Origin of the sequence: Pontibacter ummariensis, from assembly GCF_900188175.1 — a bacterium.
GTDB classification, from domain to species: domain Bacteria; phylum Bacteroidota; class Bacteroidia; order Cytophagales; family Hymenobacteraceae; genus Pontibacter; species Pontibacter ummariensis.
Map to the genome: position 1 here is coordinate 16,613 of NZ_FZOQ01000026.1, position 18,363 is coordinate 34,975.

General features: G+C 39.5%; 16 protein-coding genes. 13 read left to right on the top strand and 3 right to left on the bottom strand.

Annotated elements, in window-relative coordinates:
- Positions 1–2 precede the first annotated feature (2 nt).
- The 9 genes from CHB92_RS20905 to CHB92_RS25920 all read left to right on the top strand — a co-directional run bounded on the left by CHB92_RS20905 (position 3) and on the right by CHB92_RS25920 (position 9,537).
- On the top strand, positions 3–1,058 hold the full coding sequence (locus CHB92_RS20905; RefSeq protein WP_089321191.1) for a hypothetical protein: 1,056 nt from the start codon (positions 3–5) through the stop codon (positions 1,056–1,058).
- A complete protein-coding gene (locus tag CHB92_RS20910; protein WP_089321192.1) occupies positions 1,034–1,981 on the top strand; it encodes a methionyl-tRNA formyltransferase in 948 nt (315 codons plus the stop codon). Before CHB92_RS20905 ends, CHB92_RS20910 begins: the two co-directional genes overlap by 25 nt.
- Positions 1,974–2,948, top strand: coding sequence for a glycosyltransferase (locus CHB92_RS20915; RefSeq protein ID WP_089321193.1), 975 nt, complete (start codon positions 1,974–1,976; stop codon positions 2,946–2,948). The genes CHB92_RS20910 and CHB92_RS20915 overlap by 8 nt, the downstream gene beginning before the upstream one ends.
- Positions 2,948–3,316, top strand: coding sequence for a DMT family transporter (locus tag CHB92_RS20920; protein ID WP_089321194.1), 369 nt, complete (start codon positions 2,948–2,950; stop codon positions 3,314–3,316). The genes CHB92_RS20915 and CHB92_RS20920 overlap by 1 nt, the downstream gene beginning before the upstream one ends.
- On the top strand, positions 3,309–4,283 hold the full coding sequence (locus CHB92_RS20925) for an NAD-dependent epimerase/dehydratase family protein (RefSeq protein ID WP_089321195.1): 975 nt from the start codon (positions 3,309–3,311) through the stop codon (positions 4,281–4,283). Before CHB92_RS20920 ends, CHB92_RS20925 begins: the two co-directional genes overlap by 8 nt.
- A gap of 6 nt (positions 4,284–4,289) precedes the next feature.
- Positions 4,290–5,435 (top strand): DegT/DnrJ/EryC1/StrS family aminotransferase, encoded by a 1,146-nt coding sequence (locus CHB92_RS20930; RefSeq protein ID WP_089321196.1) that lies wholly within the window; start codon positions 4,290–4,292, stop codon positions 5,433–5,435.
- A 69-nt stretch (positions 5,436–5,504) separates the two neighbouring features.
- Complete coding sequence (locus CHB92_RS20935; protein WP_089321197.1) at positions 5,505–7,064, top strand: ArnT family glycosyltransferase; 1,560 nt, start codon at positions 5,505–5,507, stop codon at positions 7,062–7,064.
- 197 nt (positions 7,065–7,261) lie between these two features.
- Positions 7,262–8,680 carry an endo-1,3-alpha-glucanase family glycosylhydrolase gene (locus CHB92_RS20940; RefSeq protein WP_089321198.1) on the top strand — a complete coding sequence of 473 codons (1,419 nt, stop codon included), beginning with the start codon at positions 7,262–7,264 and terminating at the stop codon, positions 8,678–8,680.
- A gap of 623 nt (positions 8,681–9,303) precedes the next feature.
- The gene (locus tag CHB92_RS25920; protein ID WP_179223122.1) at positions 9,304–9,537 is read left to right on the top strand and encodes a hypothetical protein; all 234 of its coding nucleotides are present in this window, start codon (positions 9,304–9,306) and stop codon (positions 9,535–9,537) included.
- A gap of 270 nt (positions 9,538–9,807) precedes the next feature.
- Here the strand turns inward: CHB92_RS25920 and CHB92_RS26500 are convergent, their stop codons facing one another.
- From CHB92_RS26500 to CHB92_RS26505, 3 genes are all read right to left on the bottom strand, one after another.
- On the bottom strand, positions 9,808–10,314 hold the full coding sequence (locus CHB92_RS26500; RefSeq protein WP_089321200.1) for an XrtX-associated membrane protein: 507 nt from the start codon (positions 10,312–10,314) through the stop codon (positions 9,808–9,810).
- Positions 10,292–10,834 (bottom strand): exosortase X, encoded by a 543-nt coding sequence (xrtX, locus tag CHB92_RS20955; protein ID WP_089321201.1) that lies wholly within the window; start codon positions 10,832–10,834, stop codon positions 10,292–10,294. The genes CHB92_RS26500 and xrtX overlap by 23 nt, the downstream gene beginning before the upstream one ends.
- Before the next feature lie 495 nt (positions 10,835–11,329).
- The gene (locus CHB92_RS26505; RefSeq protein WP_106219201.1) at positions 11,330–11,572 is read right to left on the bottom strand and encodes a PID-CTERM protein-sorting domain-containing protein; all 243 of its coding nucleotides are present in this window, start codon (positions 11,570–11,572) and stop codon (positions 11,330–11,332) included.
- 1,055 nt (positions 11,573–12,627) lie between these two features.
- Here CHB92_RS26505 and CHB92_RS20960 point away from each other — a divergent pair.
- The 4 genes from CHB92_RS20960 to CHB92_RS20975 all read left to right on the top strand — a co-directional run bounded on the left by CHB92_RS20960 (position 12,628) and on the right by CHB92_RS20975 (position 18,124).
- Positions 12,628–13,398, top strand: coding sequence for a polysaccharide biosynthesis/export family protein (locus CHB92_RS20960; RefSeq protein ID WP_089321202.1), 771 nt, complete (start codon positions 12,628–12,630; stop codon positions 13,396–13,398).
- Positions 13,399–13,427: 29 nt separating this feature from the next.
- The gene (locus CHB92_RS20965) at positions 13,428–15,743 is read left to right on the top strand and encodes a GumC family protein (protein WP_179223124.1); all 2,316 of its coding nucleotides are present in this window, start codon (positions 13,428–13,430) and stop codon (positions 15,741–15,743) included.
- Positions 15,744–15,890: 147 nt separating this feature from the next.
- Positions 15,891–16,742: a glycosyltransferase family 2 protein gene (locus CHB92_RS20970; protein WP_179223125.1), complete on the top strand. Its 852-nt coding sequence runs from the start codon at positions 15,891–15,893 to the stop codon at positions 16,740–16,742.
- Complete coding sequence (locus CHB92_RS20975) at positions 16,739–18,124, top strand: lipopolysaccharide biosynthesis protein (RefSeq protein ID WP_089321205.1); 1,386 nt, start codon at positions 16,739–16,741, stop codon at positions 18,122–18,124. Before CHB92_RS20970 ends, CHB92_RS20975 begins: the two co-directional genes overlap by 4 nt.
- The last annotated feature ends 239 nt before the right edge of the window (positions 18,125–18,363 follow it).

An 18,363-nucleotide genomic window follows, 5' to 3' on the forward strand; every position in this document is an offset into this window, starting at 1 on the left:
GTATGCTGCTAGATAAATTAAAGAGAAGAGTCGAGGCACTTAACTTAGACTTGAGAGGGAAAGTGGTATTGACTGAGGCGGCAACAGGGCCTTATGTGGTAACACCTATTATTGCTGCGCTGGCTGGAGCTAAAGTATATGCCTTTTCCCGTGAGACCCGATACGGGACTACGACGGAAGTTTTCGAGCAGACCAGAAGCGTGTATCAGAATTACCAAGACACATCCCTTGATATTACGTTTATGGATACGCTTACCCCGGAAACGATCGCTAAGGCGGATATCATAACTAACTCAGGTCATCTTCGTCCGCTGAACAAGGAGATGCTGCAGCATGCGAAAGATACGGTTGTGATTCCGATGATGTACGAAGCCTGGGAGTGGCGTGAGGCAGATATGGACATAGACTATATTAAAGAGAGAGGGTTTAAGTTGGGTGCAACGAACGAACGACATCCTGAGGTGGACGTGTTTAATTACCTCGGCGATATGGCGGTGAAGCAAATTATGGATGCAGGTTTGTGCTTGTACAAGAACAAGTTCATACTCCTCTGTAACAATGACTTTGGTCCTTACATTGCGAAGGTGGTAGCGAAAATGTGCGAGAAGCTAGGAGTCATAGACAAACCTGAGAACAGATTTAAATATCAGATAGAGAACCTCGAATGGTTAAGCGACTTTCCGGAAGTGAGGATACCGGCTACGTTTAAAGATGCGGAGGCCGTAATCTTTACCGCTTACCCCTTCGACGCCACATGGGTTGGTATTGATACGGCAGTTTCTTTAGCGAGTATAAAAGAAGGGCTACGAGACCCTCTTCTACTTCGCTATGCTGGTCATGTGGATACGGAGGCACTGGATTTAGCAGGCATCCGATACTACCCGGCGCAGGTTCCTTGCGGCCATATGGGAGTGCTTCCTTCAGCTGTTGGATATGATCCCATCATTCGTTTGCAAGCCGGCGGGCTAAAGGTGGGAGAGGTACTGCACAGTGGCAACTATACTTTTAATAAGATTCCAATACTAGAGTTAGCATGCGAGCAGATAGAAACTTACTAGCCATCGGGCGGTCCAGGTACCTTTACGATAGCATTAAGCATCTTGCTTCCCAGGGGTATACCTTTAAAGCCATCGTTACAGAAGAGGCTTACGAGGAGTACGACGTGAAGCATCACGACTTTCAGGAACTCGCCAGCAGAATTGGTGCTCGGTTTTTTATGACCAAGTCGTTGTACAGCGATGAGTTGGTGAAGCTGATCAAAGATAACAACGTGCGAGTGGCCATCAGTGCGAACTGGAAGTATGTTGTTCCAAAAGGATTTCTGGACTTGTTTGAATGTGGCATCCTGAACTTCCATTTAGGCAACCTTCCTGACTATAAAGGTAACGCCACAGTTAACTGGAGCATTATCAATGGTGAGAAGCATATCAATGGCAACATCCATAAGATGGACCCTGAATTGGATGCGGGTGATGTTGTGTCGAGAGAGGCAATACCTATTGAGCCAGATACATACATTACTGACATTATAAAACGGGCAGAACAAGCAGCTCCATCCTTATATGAAGATGCTGTGAGAAAGGTATTGGAGAACCCTGCTGCCTGTGAGGTAAAGGGGAGCGTGCGAGGCTTGAGATGTTATCCCAGATTACCTGAGGATAGCCAGATAGACTGGCACCAAAGCGTAGAGGAAGTGTACAGACTGATAAGGGCTTCTGCACATCCTTATCATGGAGCTTTTAGCTTTTTGAATGGAGAAAAAATAATTATCTGGAAGGCCAAGCCATATATAACAGAAGACAAGTTCTTGGTTATGCCAGGGCATGTTGTGGCACTTCAGAAAGATACCAGTAGCATTTTAGCTGCTTGTAAAGACGGCTTATTGGAAGTGCAGGAAATCGAGCATGAAGGTATAAAAATGCCTCCGACAGAATTCATCAAAAGTATAAGGGTCCGTTTTAAACATGTTGCCTATGCTTAAGCCTGACAAACGACTAATAACGGTTATTATCCCTGTATTCAACGAATATGAGGGAATCCCTTTTCTTGTAAAAAGCCTTAATGAGTTTTTTGCCCGTCACAGCCACTTAAGGGCAGAGGTAATTTTTGTGAATGATGGTTCCAAGGATAAATCTGATGAGCGATTGGCTGAGATGGAGCATGAAACCTATTTGGCTAAGGTGATCAATCTATCAAGGAACTTCGGCTCTCATGCGGCTTTGCGTGCAGGAATAGCGCATGCCTCAGGAGATTTTATTTGCTTTAACTATGCTGATCTACAGGACCCCCTGGAGCTCATTATTGAGATGAAGGAGAAAATGGAGGAGGGGAGAGACATTATTTGGGCGCACAGGGAGAGCACGACTGTCTCGCTAGCAGAAAAGGCTTTTTCAGGAGGATATGCTTATTTAATGCAGAAGTTCGCGTTCAAAAACTTTCCTGATAAGGGGTTTGATATTGTGATGTTCAATAAAAAAGTAGCTCTAGAGATTAATTGCAATGTTGAGGCAAACTCTTCCGTTTTCTTGCAGATACTGGGGTTGGGCTTTCGGCAGGCAAGCATCTCATACAAGAAGCGGGAACGTAAAACTGGTGCCAGTAAATGGACACTTGCTAAGAAAGTAAAGCTGCTGATAGATTCATTTGTCGCCTTTTCCTTTGCTCCAATCCGGCTGGTGTCTATAATAGGGATCATCTTCTTTGTCCTGGGTATATTTTGGACAGGATACACCATCATCCGAAAGTTAATGTTTGACGACTTTGCTAGCGGCTGGCCTGCACTGGTTTCTATCCTGATGGTTGGCTTTGGTATTACCAATATCTCTTTGGGCATTATTGCGGAATACCTGTGGCGGACTCTTGATGCGAGCAGAAAGCGACCAGTGTATGTAATAGATGAGGTAGTAGAGTTGTATAAAAAGAGTGAAGTGCTTTATAAGGTTGACTAATGGGGAAAACGATTATATATGTTCTGCTTTACGCTGCTTTCAACGTTACAGGAGCTGCCTTAATTAAATGGCAACTGAAAGGCAAAAGCCTAGAAACTTTAACGGAATGGTTGAAGCTGATGTTAAACCTACCCTTTGTAATGGCCTTTGTGTTGATAGTCTTTTCAGCACTAGCCTTTTTCAAAGCGCTGTCAACAAATAGTTTTTCATTAATCATACCGATCGCTACAGGTATAAATTTTATCTTAACTATCGGTGTCGGGTACTACCTTTTTCAGGATAAGCTATCTATACTCTCGTTTGTCGGCTTTACACTCATCATCATCGGAATTATAGTTCTTAGTCTAAACAATCAAGCACATGCATAACAAGATTTACAAAAGCAGCATACTAATCACGGGAGGTGCTGGATTTATTGGTTCCTATGTAGTAGAGGAGCTGCTGAGACACGAACCAGCAAAAATAATTATTCTGGATAATTTGATCCGGGGAAGCTTTGAAAACATGCAAGCATTTATCGATAATCCTGTTATAGAGTTTATCGAAGGTGACGTAAGAGACACAGCATTGCTCGAGCAATGTATAGCTGGCGTAGATTATGTTTTTCATATGGCTGCACTTCGCATTAATGCCTGTGCTGCCAATCCAAGAGTTGGTTTTGATGTAATGCTAAAATCAACTTTTGATGTAGCGGAGCTCTGTGTGAAGCATCAGGTGAAAAAGGTAATTTACAGTTCTAGTGCATCTATATATGGACTGGCACAACATTTTCCCACCCCTGAAACAGATAACCCATACGATAACCAGACCTTTTACGGAGGGGCAAAACTATGGGGCGAGCAACTCTTTAGAAGTTATAAGTTTATGTATGGTCTGGATTACATTGCGTTACGATACTTTAATGTGTTTGGGCCCCGGATGGATACGGACGGCAAGTACACAGAAGTGATGATTCGGTGGCTGGACTGCATAAGTGAGGGAAAAGCACCGTTAATCTACGGTGACGGCAGCACCTCTATGGACTTCGTTTATGTAAAAGATGTGGCAAAGGCTAATGTTGCAGCTTTGCTAGCCGATGTGTCTGACCAAGCTTTTAATGTTGGTAACTGTAAAGAAACAAGCCTAAAGCAGCTTTTAGAATCCCTACTAGAAGCAAATAACTCAACCCTAGAACCGGAGTACAGAGAGGAAAACACGGTTAACCCTGTGAGCAGAAGGTTGGCAGCTAACAGCAAAGCGCAAGAACTCCTGAACTTTGTCCCTACTGTTAGCCTGAAACAAGGACTAAAAGAACTAAGCGAGTGGTATTTTGAAAAGAAGAAAATTATAGCCTAAGAGACAATGATTCCAATAGCAAAACCATACTTAACACAGGATGAAGCACAAGCGGCATACGACACCATCCTGACAGGCTGGATTACGCAAGGACCAAAAGTGCAGGAGTTCGAGGAGAAGTTTGCGACCTACACGGGCGCAAAGTATGCCGTAGCAGTATCTAACTGCACCACGGCACTGCACCTGGCTATGATTGTTGCCGGTATTGGCGAGGGGGATGAAGTCATCTGCCCCTCCATGAGTTATATTGCCACAGCGAACGCTATAAAGTATGTTGGAGCGACGCCAGTTTTTGCCGAAGTACAACCAAATACTTACAACCTAGATCCGGATGATGCGGAGAAAAGAATTACGGATAAGACAAAAGCTATCCTTATCGTACACCAGATAGGTATGCCCGCTGATATTGATGCCTTTCATGAGTTGTGCGAGAAGTATAACCTCAAACTAATAGAGGATGCTGCATGTGCAGTTGGATCAAGCTATAAGGGTAGTAAGATTGGAAGCCATTCGGAGCTTGTTTGTTTTTCGTTTCATCCTCGGAAAGTCATCTCAACAGGTGATGGCGGAATGATTACAACGAGTCGGGAAGACTATTATCAGCGCCTTAAGCTATTACGCCAGCACGGTATGTCTGTTAATGATCGGGTCCGACACGAGGCAAACAAAGTAATCTTCGAAGATCATGTGGAGATAGGTTATAACTACCGTTTGACAGATATACAGGCAGCTGTAGGTATCAAGCAGTTAGAGAAACTCGACTGGATTGTAGCAGAGCGACGAAAAATTGCCTATGCCTATAACGAAGCGTTTAAAGGCATCGACTTCATTCAATTGCCAGCAGAAGAGGAAGAGTATCTAAGTAATTTTCAGTCCTATAGTATCTATCTAAAGGAGTCCTGTCCTTTAGATAGAAATATCATTATGCAGGAGCTATTAGATAAAGGTATAGCCAGTAGAAGAGGCATTATGAACTCTCACAGGGAGAGCGCCTATAAAAAGTTATACTCTAATTTAGTCCTCCCTGTTTCTGAGGACCTGCAGGATAACTCTGTTATATTACCTCTTTTTGTTCCAATGGAAGAAAAAGAAATCAGTTCTGTGATCAACACTTTTCTAAGCATAGTGGTGCCTACCTTTACCACTACTTGACTCTTAGTTTAACATTTCCTGATACATGTCCTCAAGGTTATCTAGGAAACAAGTAATTATAATAGTGGTATGGCAGAGATTAAGAACATAGGGTTGATCTTCTCTAGGATAACTAAAGCTAATAAGTATTTTTTGTTTGCTTTTATCTTACTGTTTTTTCTATACCACTTAGCTACTATCAAGGTCTCGCCTATACCCTGGTTTGATGAAACTTTTTTTGCGAGCATAACGGCTAGTTTTAATTCTACACAGAAATTAAACTTAAATATTGCCCCGTTTGCTTACAATGGCGAAATCTTACTATATGGTCCAGTGTTCTTTTGGATTACATCTTTCTTTACAAAAACTCTAGGGTTTGATATCTTTTCGTTTAGGTTACCGGGTTTAGTGTTTGGTACGCTGTGTTTGCTAGTGTATTATAAGGTTGTGAGAATAAGTTTCTCTAAAGAAACAGCGCTTATGGTTGTAGCTGCGTTAGCACTAGATCCCCTCTTTAATTCGCACATGCACTATGGGCGAATGGAGCCTGTAACATTATTTTTCGCTCTTACTTCAATATTTGTTGTCCTAAAAGCTATGTCGAGTTCATATAGGAACTCGAGAAGTATTTTATTATATGCTTTAGCAGGTTTATTATTTTCTTTGGCTTTGTTAACTACTCCAAGAGTAGGAGTTTTACTTTTAGGGTTAGGAATAACACAAGTGTACTATCTTTTAAAGAAGCCAAGTAACGCAAGAGCTCTGCAGTTGGTAGTATTTAGTGGATCCGTTGTATTAGTTTATGTGTGTTGGATTTTTGTAGCCTTTGGGAGCCTGCATAATCTTGTTAACTATTATTTAGACTTTCACGGTTATATAGGAGGTGGTTTTTCATTTCCAAAGCAGCAAATACCACTAATTTTTATTACAACTGTTTCAGGTATAGCGTGGGGACTTGTAAGTTATAAAAGAAGAATGCCTGAGCTAATAGTATTTTCAATGGTTTCGGCGATACTATATTATTCTTTGGTTCATGATACAGGAACATATTCTCTGCTTATTCTGCCAGCGTGTTATACTATAATTGGAAGTAGCGTGGCTTTGTTGCTTAAACAACGGTCATTGAAAAGCTACAGTAGGTTATTAGTAGCTGCTCCGATATTAACTATAGTTCTTTTTAACCTTCTGTTTTTTACGATTAAATTCTTTACAATATATAATACTCTGGACTCAAGAGATCCAAAGTACATCGATGCCTTTATTAAAAGTTATATCCCGCCTAATAGTAAAGTAATAGGAGACGAAATTTATTACTACGCAGTATCTTCTGCTAACTCAGATTTTCAATACATTCATTTGTATAAAGATGATATTTCGCGGGAACACTATCAACGAAAAATTTATGGTTATGACTTTATTGTTATGTCTCATGACCTTAATAGGGATAGGCCAGAGTTACTACAACTATACCAAAGAAACTCGGATCTTGTCAAAATAGCTGAATTTACTCAATTGAGTGACAATAATTTCCCTCTGATAGATAAAGTTAGTTCTTTTTTTCGCGTAACTGTACGCAGCTCTTATGATTGTACCATCTATAAAAGAGTAAAGGAAGGTAAACGGTTACGAACATATTTTCCCGTTGAATAGCTTTGGGTTATTTTTCCCTTCTGAATTTAGGGTTTAAAAGCTAGGGCTAAGAACTTATATATACGCCGGGTAAGAGGTTGTTAGAAACAGCGTCTTATGGTGGAGAAAGAAATATAAAGTATTAACATCTTGTCTAGGAGATAGTTCTTATAACTGGCCATGCAGTTCTTTACGCTAATCCGCTTTGACTTCTCAGTATGAAAATAAATTCCTTTACTTGCTTGGTCAACTTACAAATAGTTCTCCTGCTACTATTAGTGCAAGCTTCTCATAGTTCATGTCAAGCGGATAATAGTGATAATTTTAGTGCTCTTGAGGAGCAGTTAAAAGTTTCAACCTCTGCCTTAACAGGAAAAAAAGTTTTTGCTCATTACATGGTTTGTTGTCCTACAAAAGGCGGCGCCTCTTCTGTTGATGATTATAAGAATGAAATAATAGAGGCGCAGAGGAGGGGTATTGATGGGTTTGCACTTAACTGTGGGGGGTGGCAGAAAACAGAACCACATTATAAAGAGCGCGCCTTTTTAATTTATGAAGCAGCTCTACAATTGGGTACGGGATTTGAGTTATTTATCTCTGCAGATGGAGCAGCACTGCATGAAGTTGAAGATATCTTGAACTCGTTAAAAGAGCATCCTAACCAGTTTCGGTTTAAAGGGAAACCTGTGCTGTCTACCTTTGGTGGCGAAGGAGAAAATAATTTATTTGGCAGGGCTTTAACAGAACAAGTGCATCAACTAGGTGGCATCTTTGTTCCTTACTTTTATCCACAACCAAATATTACAGAGCATCCGCAGAAACTACATGCTGAGCAGTTGCTTAGAAGTTTTCCGGATGTTGATGGGTTCTTTTACTATGGAGCAGCGGGCAATGGTGACCAAATTAGCCATTCTAATTCTGTACTTGCAAAAGCGTTTCTTGGAGCCGGCAAACTTTATATGGCTAGTATTACACCCTATTATAGAGGTAACGGAGGCAACTTCCGTCTTTTTGAGACAAGGGGTTTTGAGGCTATGGCAAAAGAGTGGGAAGGGGCTATCCGAGATGATGTTCCTTGGGTTGAGTTAGTCACCTGGAATGACTGGAATGAGTCTTCCTATTTGGCCCCTTTTGGATTAGCTAAAGATACTGAGTTGTGGGATGGGCATTTTGGAACAATGATGCTGTCACATGTAGCTTATTTGGATGCCAGCCGCTATTACATCGATTGGTTTAAAAAAGGGACGCCTCCAGCCATACAAGAAGATAAACTCTATTACTTTTATCGGTTGCACCCAAAGCAATTACCTGTTACGGTAAATGCCAGGGATGAAGCGTTTGGGAAGGCACATCCTGGCGGTGCAGAAGCACTACTTGATCATGTATTTGTTACACTGTTTCTGACAAAACCTGCGCAGCTGATTATTAGTAGCGGTCACAAGAAGAGAACATTTTATCTCCAAGCTGGTGTAAATCATGTATCCATGCCTTTTGGAGTAGGGCGCCAAAAGTTTACTCTTGTTCGTAATGAGAAAGTTTTAATAGAAAAGTACGGAGAGCACCCTATTTCTAAATATGATGGAAAGAGTAGGTTTAACTATTTTGGTGGCAGTGCTGTAGCAAATTCTGCTCATTAAGCGTGATCCTTTTTTATGCTATTTCATTTATTCAAGGAAAACTTGCCAGATGAGAACAATGCTCCTTAAGACGGCTAAATAATTCGCGTATTTATCATCGACTACAGGTGTTGTTAAGTAGAACTCTTTGTTTGTGAGGTTTAGGCCAGAAACATATTTTCTATACCTATCAAATCATCCCCTACTAGTACTTTAAAACCTAGAAGCTATCTCATATAATAGGGATTCTGTTCAATAGCAAGTTGATTTTATCATAAATTTGACAGATAAGCAGTGGGAGAAGATAAATGGTTTAATTCCTGATAGTGCTAGAAGGCTGAGGTAAAAGGCATACCTTCGCGAGATAAGCGTAAAGTTTTAGAAGGAATCTGTCGACATTGAAATCGGAGCGCAATCGAGCCATTTGCCAGCCTTTTACGCTTCTTGCCAGACTTGCTACAGAAGGTTTTATCAGTGGCAAGAGCAAGGGGTTATGCAGCAAATGGTGGAAGCGCTGGCAATGGATCTTCAAGAAAGAGACGGTGTGGACCTGAACGAATGTTTTACGGATGGCTCTTTCTGTCTGCATGGTCAAGAAAGGAATCTGCTGTTGGCAAAACTTTATGGAGGCAAAGGGACAAGATATGGCAGTCATAGACGCTGGTGGCACTGTTCTATTTGTCTCAGCCCAATCAGCATCTCTCTACAAAGTAAAACTAGTGGAAAGTGTATTGGGAGAAAGATTTATAGCGCAACTGCCTGAAAAGCTTATAGACGATAAAGCTTATAATTCGCATCCTTTGGGTCAGGTCCTAAGTCAGCAAGGTATTGAAATGATTGCTCTGTATAGAGGCATAGGAAAAGACATAAGATGCTAGGAAATTGAGGTGCTATAAAAGAAGATGGAAGGTCAAAAGGTTCTTTGTTTGGCTATTTAACTATAGAAGGTGTGTTACTTGATGAAATATAAAGCCGAGAACTACAAAGCTTCGTTTTACTGGCTTGCATGATGATTCTGCTAAAGCCCATATGAGATAGCTTCTAATAGTTTATGCTGAAGAAGCCTACAGTAAAGAAAAGACTTGGTGAAGACCTGATAAAGGATTGTGTGAAACAGTAAAGCTGAAAGTTAGAAAAGAGAAAGAAGCTTAAATAGCCTCCTTTTTGGGAGCTGCTAAATGAAATGCCGGGATAATAAGCATAATTAGGGCTGGTGATAATATAAAACTATCAATTTGTATAGCTACTAATAGTAACGGTTCAGAGTTAAATCCCTTTGCTACGCCGTACAGCAACAGATATAGTAGCATAGCACATGAGTATAGTACTGTTGCAACTTTAGTCTTGGTATAATTTAGGAAGTAAACATGAACTATAAGTAGACTTAACACACAAAAGAATAGTCTGTAGCCCAACATAATAAGTCTTCTACCTCCTTTCATAAGCTCTTTCAAAGTCTGGCTGTATGTATCAGGCAATATACCTGTAAAGCTATCTACTGTAGTTAATCTCTTTAAGGACTCGGAGAGTTGTTTGTAAATAAGAGCTTCATGATAGCTATACAAAAGTAAAGCTACTATCAACGTAATGAGTAAAAGCCACTTGCCTATAATAAGTAACCTGAGGTGTAGATTAAACAGTTGAGGGAGAGACATAGTTATTCAGGTTTGAAAACTTCTTTACCCACAGCATCCACAAAGCAAAAACAGCTGCATAAACTATAACAGTAAAAGTGTATTTGTGGTTAAAATCAAGAGTCTGATAATAGTAGAGTGAGTTTAATGCGAGGGCCGTCACACGTACCATGTTTAACAGATTTATAGCAAGTAGCCCTAAGGGTATAAAAATGAGCTTCTTTAAAACTGGGCCAGGGAAAGCAACAACAAACCCAGTAAATAAAGCCATTAGTGTCATACCATTGCAAGGTGGGCCTATCGAAACAACATCTAATCCATTAATCTGTATCATGGACCCCATCGTTTCGACAGAATGGCCTACGTGGTATGTGTATGTGTGATACCCGAAGACGCTCAACAGCCAAGCACTTGCATCAGCTATTCGATATGTTAACCAAAGATCAATACTACTAAGCCAAAACTCCCGTATAAAAAACCAGGATAAGTAAAGGCCGGTTGTATACAGTAGGAATCGAAGTAGTCTTTTTTGGGCTCTCATAGTAAGACGTTAGAGTTTTTTAATTTTGCTAAGGCTTAGAAGCATCCTAGAGATTACTACTGTAGTATCATTCTTGCTTGTATAGTCTGTAACATAGTTGAGAAGTTTTTAAGTACTCTTAGAAGACCTGAACTAAACTTATCAGAAAGGTTCTTTAAGGATCGTGAAGACACCACATATTGCCTGTATGTAATAGATAATAGGTTAGTGGATTTAATATTTGCCCTCTGCAGCCTTCAGAGCAGGAGAAGAGCTTGATATGGGTAGTGTAGATTAAGCTAGCCTTATCACCCCCTCCTCCTTACCTGTTCCTAGACTAAATAATCCAATCTGCCCTGTTACTTAAAAGCTTAAGTGCTGGTCTGAATTAGGACGGGTAGTATACAACTGCTTTGATGAATCATAGAGAGAACTCTTGAGACATTAGTCCCTTTAACTAGAGGACGTGGAGACTGCTTTCCTTGTAATATGTGATATATGCCTAGCACATGTTACTCAGGGTTGTTTACCTTGCCTGTGGTCATTGAGCTTTTTTAGTCCATATGCTGCTCCAGCAGCAAGAAGAACTCCAATACCACCATCAATTGGAACCCCAGGTACTGTCTTGTTCCGGCCTTTTGCTTCACTGCTTCTACCAGGCCGTTCATTGCTTCTACCCTGCGCTGCAAGATCTTCGCCATTAACAAGCAAAAGTAGCCCTGCGATAAGGAATGAATTTCTAAACAAGTCTTTCATCATTTTAATAGTTAATTGAGTTAAGTTTTTAAGGAGTCATATTGTAACAGCACCATTTTAATAATCTTACATTTTCCCCATGTATTAGAAACTAGTCTTTTTCTTATCTACTGTAGGTTCATGTAAAACAGATCTGTATTCTGAGTGCCAAAAGCGGGGCGGATAGCTATATCACAATTGTTTAGCTGTAATTATAGTAATATTATTGTTTATAGTTGTATGATTGAGTGCTGTAGGTATTATACTCTTTGTAAATTTATTAGTTGTTATATAATTGTAAAATTTATGATTTATATCATTTTTATTTCTGTTTAAATTAAATATGCTAAATATTTATAAGTCTATACTTGAATAATTCGTTGTTATAGGATAAATAAATGATAGCGTAGCCTTGGGAAACTTAATAAGAAGACTATTCGCCTGGCGCTTTACTTTGTAAGTATTCTTATATGGAGCAAGAAGCAGACAAGACAGGAAGTGTAGCCATAAGTGTGTGAACCTTACTTAACTATATAAATAGTAAAGTAATATACATTTAAAGCCTCGATACTTTTGGTGTAGTTGCTTTATTAGCATGTATACCTGCTATGTTCTATGACCAGATAGGGCAATTTGTGAGTGTAGCAGTTCTAAGAACAATATCAGACATAGAGCGTTTATTTCCAAAGCTTTAAAGCTTTGCTCGTCTTGTCGTAAGCACATAAAGTCACTGGAGCCATAAACGGGTATTGGAGGTATAGTAAGAGTATGCCCCAACAGAACTTACTAAGCCAAAGAACAAACTACAGCATACTTGGAAACCAGAGGAGAGCAGCGTTTGATACTATAGCTTTCTTTTATTTTGTTGATTGAATCAAGTTTTGCAACTACAGTATTAATCCTGTCACCAAGTAAAAGTATACGGGTTTACTTGCCTTTGCCAAGTAGTTGGTTTTTGCATAATATAACTATATATAGAAACTTAAAGGGTGGTTAAATGTGAATAAAATAATTTTTTTTGTTTATTTTTATTGCTAATATGCGTACAGTTAATATGCCTTAACAAAACTTCCCCCCTTATGAGAGTTGTAGCTTTTTCCCTTTGCAGTCTATTACTTTTTGCTTCCTGTTCAACAAGTAATATCGCTTATCTGAGTGATTTAGAAGATACAGCCGTTTTTGAAGCTGATTTAGCTAGTAGTAAGGAACCTGTAATTCAGCCAGGAGACCTGTTGGGTATTACTATGAGCAGCCAAAGCCCTGAGTCAAACGCCTTATTTAATAGCGGTGTTATGTTGACGAGTAGTAACACTAAAAGTATAAATGCAAGTAGTAGTTTAAATGAGGGCTATCAAGTGGATGATAACGGAAACATAAGTTTCCCTTATATAGGCAAGATTCAATTAGGAGGGTTATCCCAGGAAGAAGCAACTGAAAAAGTTGCGTCCGTTCTAAGTAAGTATGCGAAGGAGCCTATCGTGAACATTAGAATAACGAATTTTAAGGTAACAGTTATAGGAGAGGTTAACCGCCCATCTGTAGTGACAGTTCCTGCTGCAAAGGTAAATATCTTAGAAGCATTAGGTTATGCTGGTGATATGACCCCGTTTGGCAAAAGGGAAAGCGTTTTGATAATTAGGGACACAAATGGTGTCCGAAGCACTGTTAGAGTAAACTTAAACAGCAAAAGCTTACTGAACTCGCCCTACTATTATTTGCAACAGAACGATATCGTTTATGTAGAGCCAAACAAAGCAAAGGCCTTGCAATCAAGCCCTAGAACATACAATTTGCCTGTCTGGCTTTCATTGGCGTCTTTAGGTGCTTTTATGGTTTCTTTATTTCTGTAATTCCTTTAATATCCTAAAAAGACATGGTAATGATAGATAAAGAGGCGCAAAAGATGGGAAACAGGCAGAACGAGCAGGAAAGCTTTATCGATAGTTTCTTCAAGTATGTACGCTACTGGTATTTGTTCTTGTTAGGTCTGCTGATTACAGTGGGTACTGCCTATGTGTACATACAACATGCAACCCCTCTGTACTTAATTAGTGGAACCTTGCTAATTAAAACAAGTGGGAACGAGGGACAGTTATCAGAGAGTGCGGCGTTCAGCGACTTAAACACTTTTAAGACTAGTAAAAATTTTGATAATGAAATTGAAGTTCTGAAATCATACCGTTTGATGCGGAGGGTTTTAAGTAAGCTTCCAGTAAATATTAGCTATTATGTTGAAGAATCACTTAAAGAAAGAGAGCTGTACGGTAGTGAATTGCCAATTAAAGTTGTTGCACACAGTTTAGATTCCACTGCCTATGGCAGGGAAGTCACGGTATCTTTTAATGGTGGCAAGAGCTATAACTTGGAGGAAGGTGGTAAGACGTTCAAATTTGAATTTGGTGAGGTGGTAAGAAGGCCATACGGAACATTTACAATATTAACATCAGATGCCTTTCCTCAAAAGTCTCCTAAGCAGAAAAAGATTATCGTAGTCTTTGAAAACATAAACACCTTGGCCAAGTATTACAGCGATTGGCTTAAGGTGGAGCCAATTAATGCAAAGGCAAGCGTTCTAAACATTAGTATTACAGACCCTGTGCCTGAAAGAGGAAGAGACGTTATCAATAAGTTGATGCAGGATTACAGGGAAGAAGAGTTAGAGGGGAAAAACCTTATTGCCGCTTCAACCATTAAGCTTATAGATGATCGCTTGAACGGCTTATCAGCAGAACTTATTGAAATTGAAAAGGATGTTGAACAATACAAGCGTCAGAACAAGTTAGCGGATGTTGCTAGCCAGTCTAAGGTATATGTAGAAGAATCTAATACATATCAAAAGCAATTAGCAGAATGGTCAGTACAAATTGATGTCCTTGAGACAATTGAGACGTATATCAGTAACAGCAAGGAAAATAGCTATAGGTTAGTTCCAAGTACGCTTAGCATTGAAGATCCTACCTTACAGGAACTGATATCCAGGTTTAATGAACTACAACTTGAGCGGGAACGATTGCTCAGAACAACTGAGAAAATAAATCCTATTATATTAAGTATCGACCAACAGTTACAGAGTTTACGGGTCAACATTTTAGAGAACATACATAATATAAAAGGCGGACTTGTCTTAACACGCAGAAACCTGAAGGACAGGACTAACCTGTATGACGCGAAGATTAATAGTGTTCCGTTAGTTGAGCGGGAGTTACAGGAAATTGACAGGCAAAGAGGAATTAAGCAGCAATTGTATAAGTATTTACTTGAAAAGCGAGAGGAATCATCCTTGGCTTTAGCTACTTCTGCTCCAAACTCTTTGGTCCTTAGGCCAGCCATCATAGAAGGTGTTCCAGTTGAGCCAAAGAAACAAACTGTTTTTTTACTGGCTTTTATAGCTGGATTAGGCGTGCCTTTAGCTAGTATTTTCATTAAGAACGCTTTTAACAGAAAAGTACAGCAGAGAGCTGATGTTGAGAGGGCAACTACAGCTCCGGTACTGGGCGAAGTTTCTTATAATGATACAAAGGATGTGATAGTTGTTTCAGAATCCAGCAAAACAGCGATAGCTGAACTCTTCCGGCTCATTAGGACAAACCTGCAGTTTGTAGTACAAGGAGGAGAAAGAAAAGTAATATTAGTTACCTCTAGCGTAAGTGGCGAAGGGAAGACTTTTTTTAGCTTAAATCTAGGGGCCAGTTTAGCATTGACTGGGAAAAATGTTGTAGTGCTGGATTTTGATCTTCGTAAGCAAAGCATTTTAGCAGATTTAGGTCTGGCGTGTGAGTTTGGAATCACCGACTACCTTAGCTTCAATACGGTGACTGTTGAAGAGATGCTTAATCAGTCAGACCAAGTGCCTAACTTATTTATAGTCGGCTCAGGAGCTATTCCAGTTAACCCCGCTGAATTAATGATGAGTAATAGAGTCGAACAGCTGTTCGAGGAGTTGCAGAAGAAATTCGACTATATTCTGATTGATACAGCTCCCGTTGGACAAGTGTCTGATGCTTTCAGCTTATCTAAATATGTTGACTTAACAGTCTGCTTGGTTAGGTACAATTATACTCCCAAACATGAAATTGAAAACATCAATGACATACTCTACAATAACAAGTTTAAGCAACCTATGATAGTCTTGAACGGAGCTAAAAAGTTTAATAGTAATAAGTATGGGTATGGCTACGGGTATGTGAAAAAGTGAGTCAAAACTCTTTTAGCTAAAAGTTCCTCTTAGTTGCTGTGTCACATTTTTTGAAGTCTAATATAGGCGCTATCAATTCTAATAGTCATGCAAACACAAAGTTCAGAAGAGTCTAACAGCCTGTTTTCGGAGGAAATGATCACCGTCATGATTTCTACTAAAAATAGATGGCAAGACTTGGAGAAGGCCCTGCTGAGTTTACGGAAGCAGGACCTGAAGCACAAGGTGATAGTAATGGATGATAATTCAGATGATGGAACCAGTGAAAACGTTGCGCGTCTTTTCCCAGAAGTTACACTCTACTCTCATCAGGAGTCACGAGGATACATTGTCAGGAGAAATGAGGCTGTAAGGCTAGCCACCACCCCTTATGTTTTATCAATAGACGATGATTGTACTTTAGAACATCCAGGAATTATAAGCGAAATGGCTGAGTTCTGTCGGGAGACAAGATGTGCAGCAGTTGCATGGCCTTATATAGATGTAAAAGTTTCCAACTGTGTTCAAAGTGTTTCACCTTCTGAAGGCTTATGGCAAGGTTGTACTTTTAAAGGCTGTGCATTTATTGTGGACAGGATCATCTTTCTGAGGTTAAATGGCTTCAGAGAATCCTTTTGCCATCAAGGTGAAGAAGAAGATTTCTGTATTAGGCTCTTACAATTTGGGTTTCCAGTACTTCTAGGCAAAGGTCATGCGATCCACCATCATGAGTCTACTAAAAGAAGTTGGGAACGCATGGATTTTTATGGGAGCAGAAACTTAATCTTGTTTGCCGTATTCAATGTTCCAGTTATCTTCTTGCCTTTTCAAATTGCTGCCAGCGCTATAAACTGTATCCTATATGGGTTTAAATTAAAGAGGCCATATCAAAAGACCCGTGGGGTGATTTATGGTATCCTTGATGGTATAAGGCTTTCACAAGTTGAGCGAAAGCCTGTTTCAGTAAAAAGCTTTGTACGGTACCGAAAGTTGAAAAGTAAGTATCATAAAATTGGATGAGCGAAATGAACTTCAGTAACCCAATTTTAGATCGTCTTGTAAAAGGAGCCGCCGCTGCCGGGGCAGAGCAGGTATGCAATGTTGTGATTCAGCTAGTTTCTGTTCCTCTTTACTTGTATTGTTGGGGAGTAGATCTATATGGGGAGTGGATACTGCTTTATACTTTCCCCTCTTATATAGCAGTAAGTGATTTAGGGTTTACAAAAGCTGCAGTTAACTCTATGACGATAAGTGTCGCTGAGAAAAACTACATTAAAGCTAATCAGTATTATCATACAACTTTTGTCCTACTGATAGCTTTAGGAGGGATAACTATAACAACCATAATTCTGTGCATGTTGGGGCTAGAATCCGTAAACCGCTGGTTGAATCTGAATATTATTAGCAACAGAGAGGTTTTTAAAATACTTCTCCTCTTGACAGTATATGTTTCCTTATTCCAACAAGCAGAGTTACTGCGTGGCATTCTATCTTCATCTGGTAGGTTTGCATTATCAATGTCTCTAGTTGCAGTATATCGCTTCTTTGAGTTTTTAATTATTGTGACGTTGTTGTTGCTGGGTTTTGGGCCTGTTGCTGTTTCTGCTTGTTATGTTGCAGTTCAGTTAGTTAAAATTTCACACTTGGCTATACTTATAAAATATAAGTATAGATGGTTAGAGCTTGGGATTAGCTCTACCCTGGGACATTCCTCTCAACAGGCAGCCAAGGAGATGCTTAAGCCTGCTTTTGCCTTTCTGCTGTTGCCTATCGGATTTGCAACTCGAACTCAGTTTCCCATTTTTCTAATAGGTACAATTTTGAGTCCTGCGGCAATCGTTGTTTTCTCAACAACTAGAACAATCACAAATGTTGGCACTCAAATTATAGGAGTTGTAAATAAAGCAATAACACCTGAGTATGCTTTAGCCTATGGGAGTGGAAATATGAAGCTCGTAAAATTAATTCATCATAAATCATGTAACCTTGCTTTTGTCCTGTCTGTATTTTTATCTGCTCTTCTTTTGGTGTTTGGAAAACTAATACTACAGTTTTGGACTCATGGAGAAGTGCAGCCAAATCAATTGTTGTTCTTTACGTTGTTATTAAGCCTTATTACCAGTTCACTATGGTCTACTAGCTCTTTCTTGTCGTATTCTATAAATCAACATGCAAAACAGTCAGTGTTATTTTTACTCTCCTGTGTTGTCAGTAGCATGTTTACTTACTTCTTTTTGAAGTACTTTGGTTTAAGTGCTGCGGCAGTCGGTTTGTTAGTTGGTGATGTGGTAATGATGTATTACACTTTCAAAATAAATAAGAAAATCCTAGATGAAAGTGCTTCAGCTTTTATTGGAAGTATTTTTAGGTTTCCATCCTTAGCAACATTAAAGAGTCTGTAAGAAGTAGAAATGCAACGTTGCAGTTTTCGTTTTAAACTTTTGTCTATTTCTGTTGAAACAGTGTTGGCCTTAGTTGATTATAGCTTTGATTGTTATTTTTTTAGTTTAAATTATTATTTATATAGTTATATGGAGGCTGGCTTAGAATACACTTTCATTTCTAGAGATGATTTATCTCTTTAAGAAAGCTTACATGGCACTCATTCTAGTGTTAGTAGTATCTAACAGTGATTGAATTG

Excerpts from the sequence above, each read along its gene's own strand:
- CHB92_RS20925 (WP_089321195.1), top strand. The coding sequence starts at position 3,309 with ATGCATAACAAGATTTACAAAAGCAGCATACTAATCACGGGAGGTGCT.
- CHB92_RS20910 (WP_089321192.1), top strand. The coding sequence starts at position 1,034 with ATGCGAGCAGATAGAAACTTACTAGCCATCGGGCGGTCCAGGTACCTT.
- CHB92_RS26500 (WP_089321200.1), bottom strand. The coding sequence starts at position 10,314 with ATGTCTCTCCCTCAACTGTTTAATCTACACCTCAGGTTACTTATTATA.
- CHB92_RS25920 (WP_179223122.1), top strand. The coding sequence starts at position 9,304 with ATGGCAGTCATAGACGCTGGTGGCACTGTTCTATTTGTCTCAGCCCAA.
- CHB92_RS20940 (WP_089321198.1), top strand. The coding sequence starts at position 7,262 with ATGAAAATAAATTCCTTTACTTGCTTGGTCAACTTACAAATAGTTCTC.
- xrtX (WP_089321201.1), bottom strand. The coding sequence starts at position 10,834 with ATGAGAGCCCAAAAAAGACTACTTCGATTCCTACTGTATACAACCGGC.
- CHB92_RS26505 (WP_106219201.1), bottom strand. The coding sequence starts at position 11,572 with ATGATGAAAGACTTGTTTAGAAATTCATTCCTTATCGCAGGGCTACTT.
- CHB92_RS20905 (WP_089321191.1), top strand. The coding sequence starts at position 3 with ATGCTGCTAGATAAATTAAAGAGAAGAGTCGAGGCACTTAACTTAGAC.
- CHB92_RS20920 (WP_089321194.1), top strand. The coding sequence starts at position 2,948 with ATGGGGAAAACGATTATATATGTTCTGCTTTACGCTGCTTTCAACGTT.
- CHB92_RS20915 (WP_089321193.1), top strand. The coding sequence starts at position 1,974 with ATGCTTAAGCCTGACAAACGACTAATAACGGTTATTATCCCTGTATTC.
- CHB92_RS20930 (WP_089321196.1), top strand. The coding sequence starts at position 4,290 with ATGATTCCAATAGCAAAACCATACTTAACACAGGATGAAGCACAAGCG.
- CHB92_RS20975 (WP_089321205.1), top strand. The coding sequence starts at position 16,739 with ATGAGCGAAATGAACTTCAGTAACCCAATTTTAGATCGTCTTGTAAAA.
- CHB92_RS20935 (WP_089321197.1), top strand. The coding sequence starts at position 5,505 with ATGGCAGAGATTAAGAACATAGGGTTGATCTTCTCTAGGATAACTAAA.
- CHB92_RS20970 (WP_179223125.1), top strand. The coding sequence starts at position 15,891 with ATGATTTCTACTAAAAATAGATGGCAAGACTTGGAGAAGGCCCTGCTG.
- CHB92_RS20965 (WP_179223124.1), top strand. The coding sequence starts at position 13,428 with ATGATAGATAAAGAGGCGCAAAAGATGGGAAACAGGCAGAACGAGCAG.
- CHB92_RS20960 (WP_089321202.1), top strand. The coding sequence starts at position 12,628 with ATGAGAGTTGTAGCTTTTTCCCTTTGCAGTCTATTACTTTTTGCTTCC.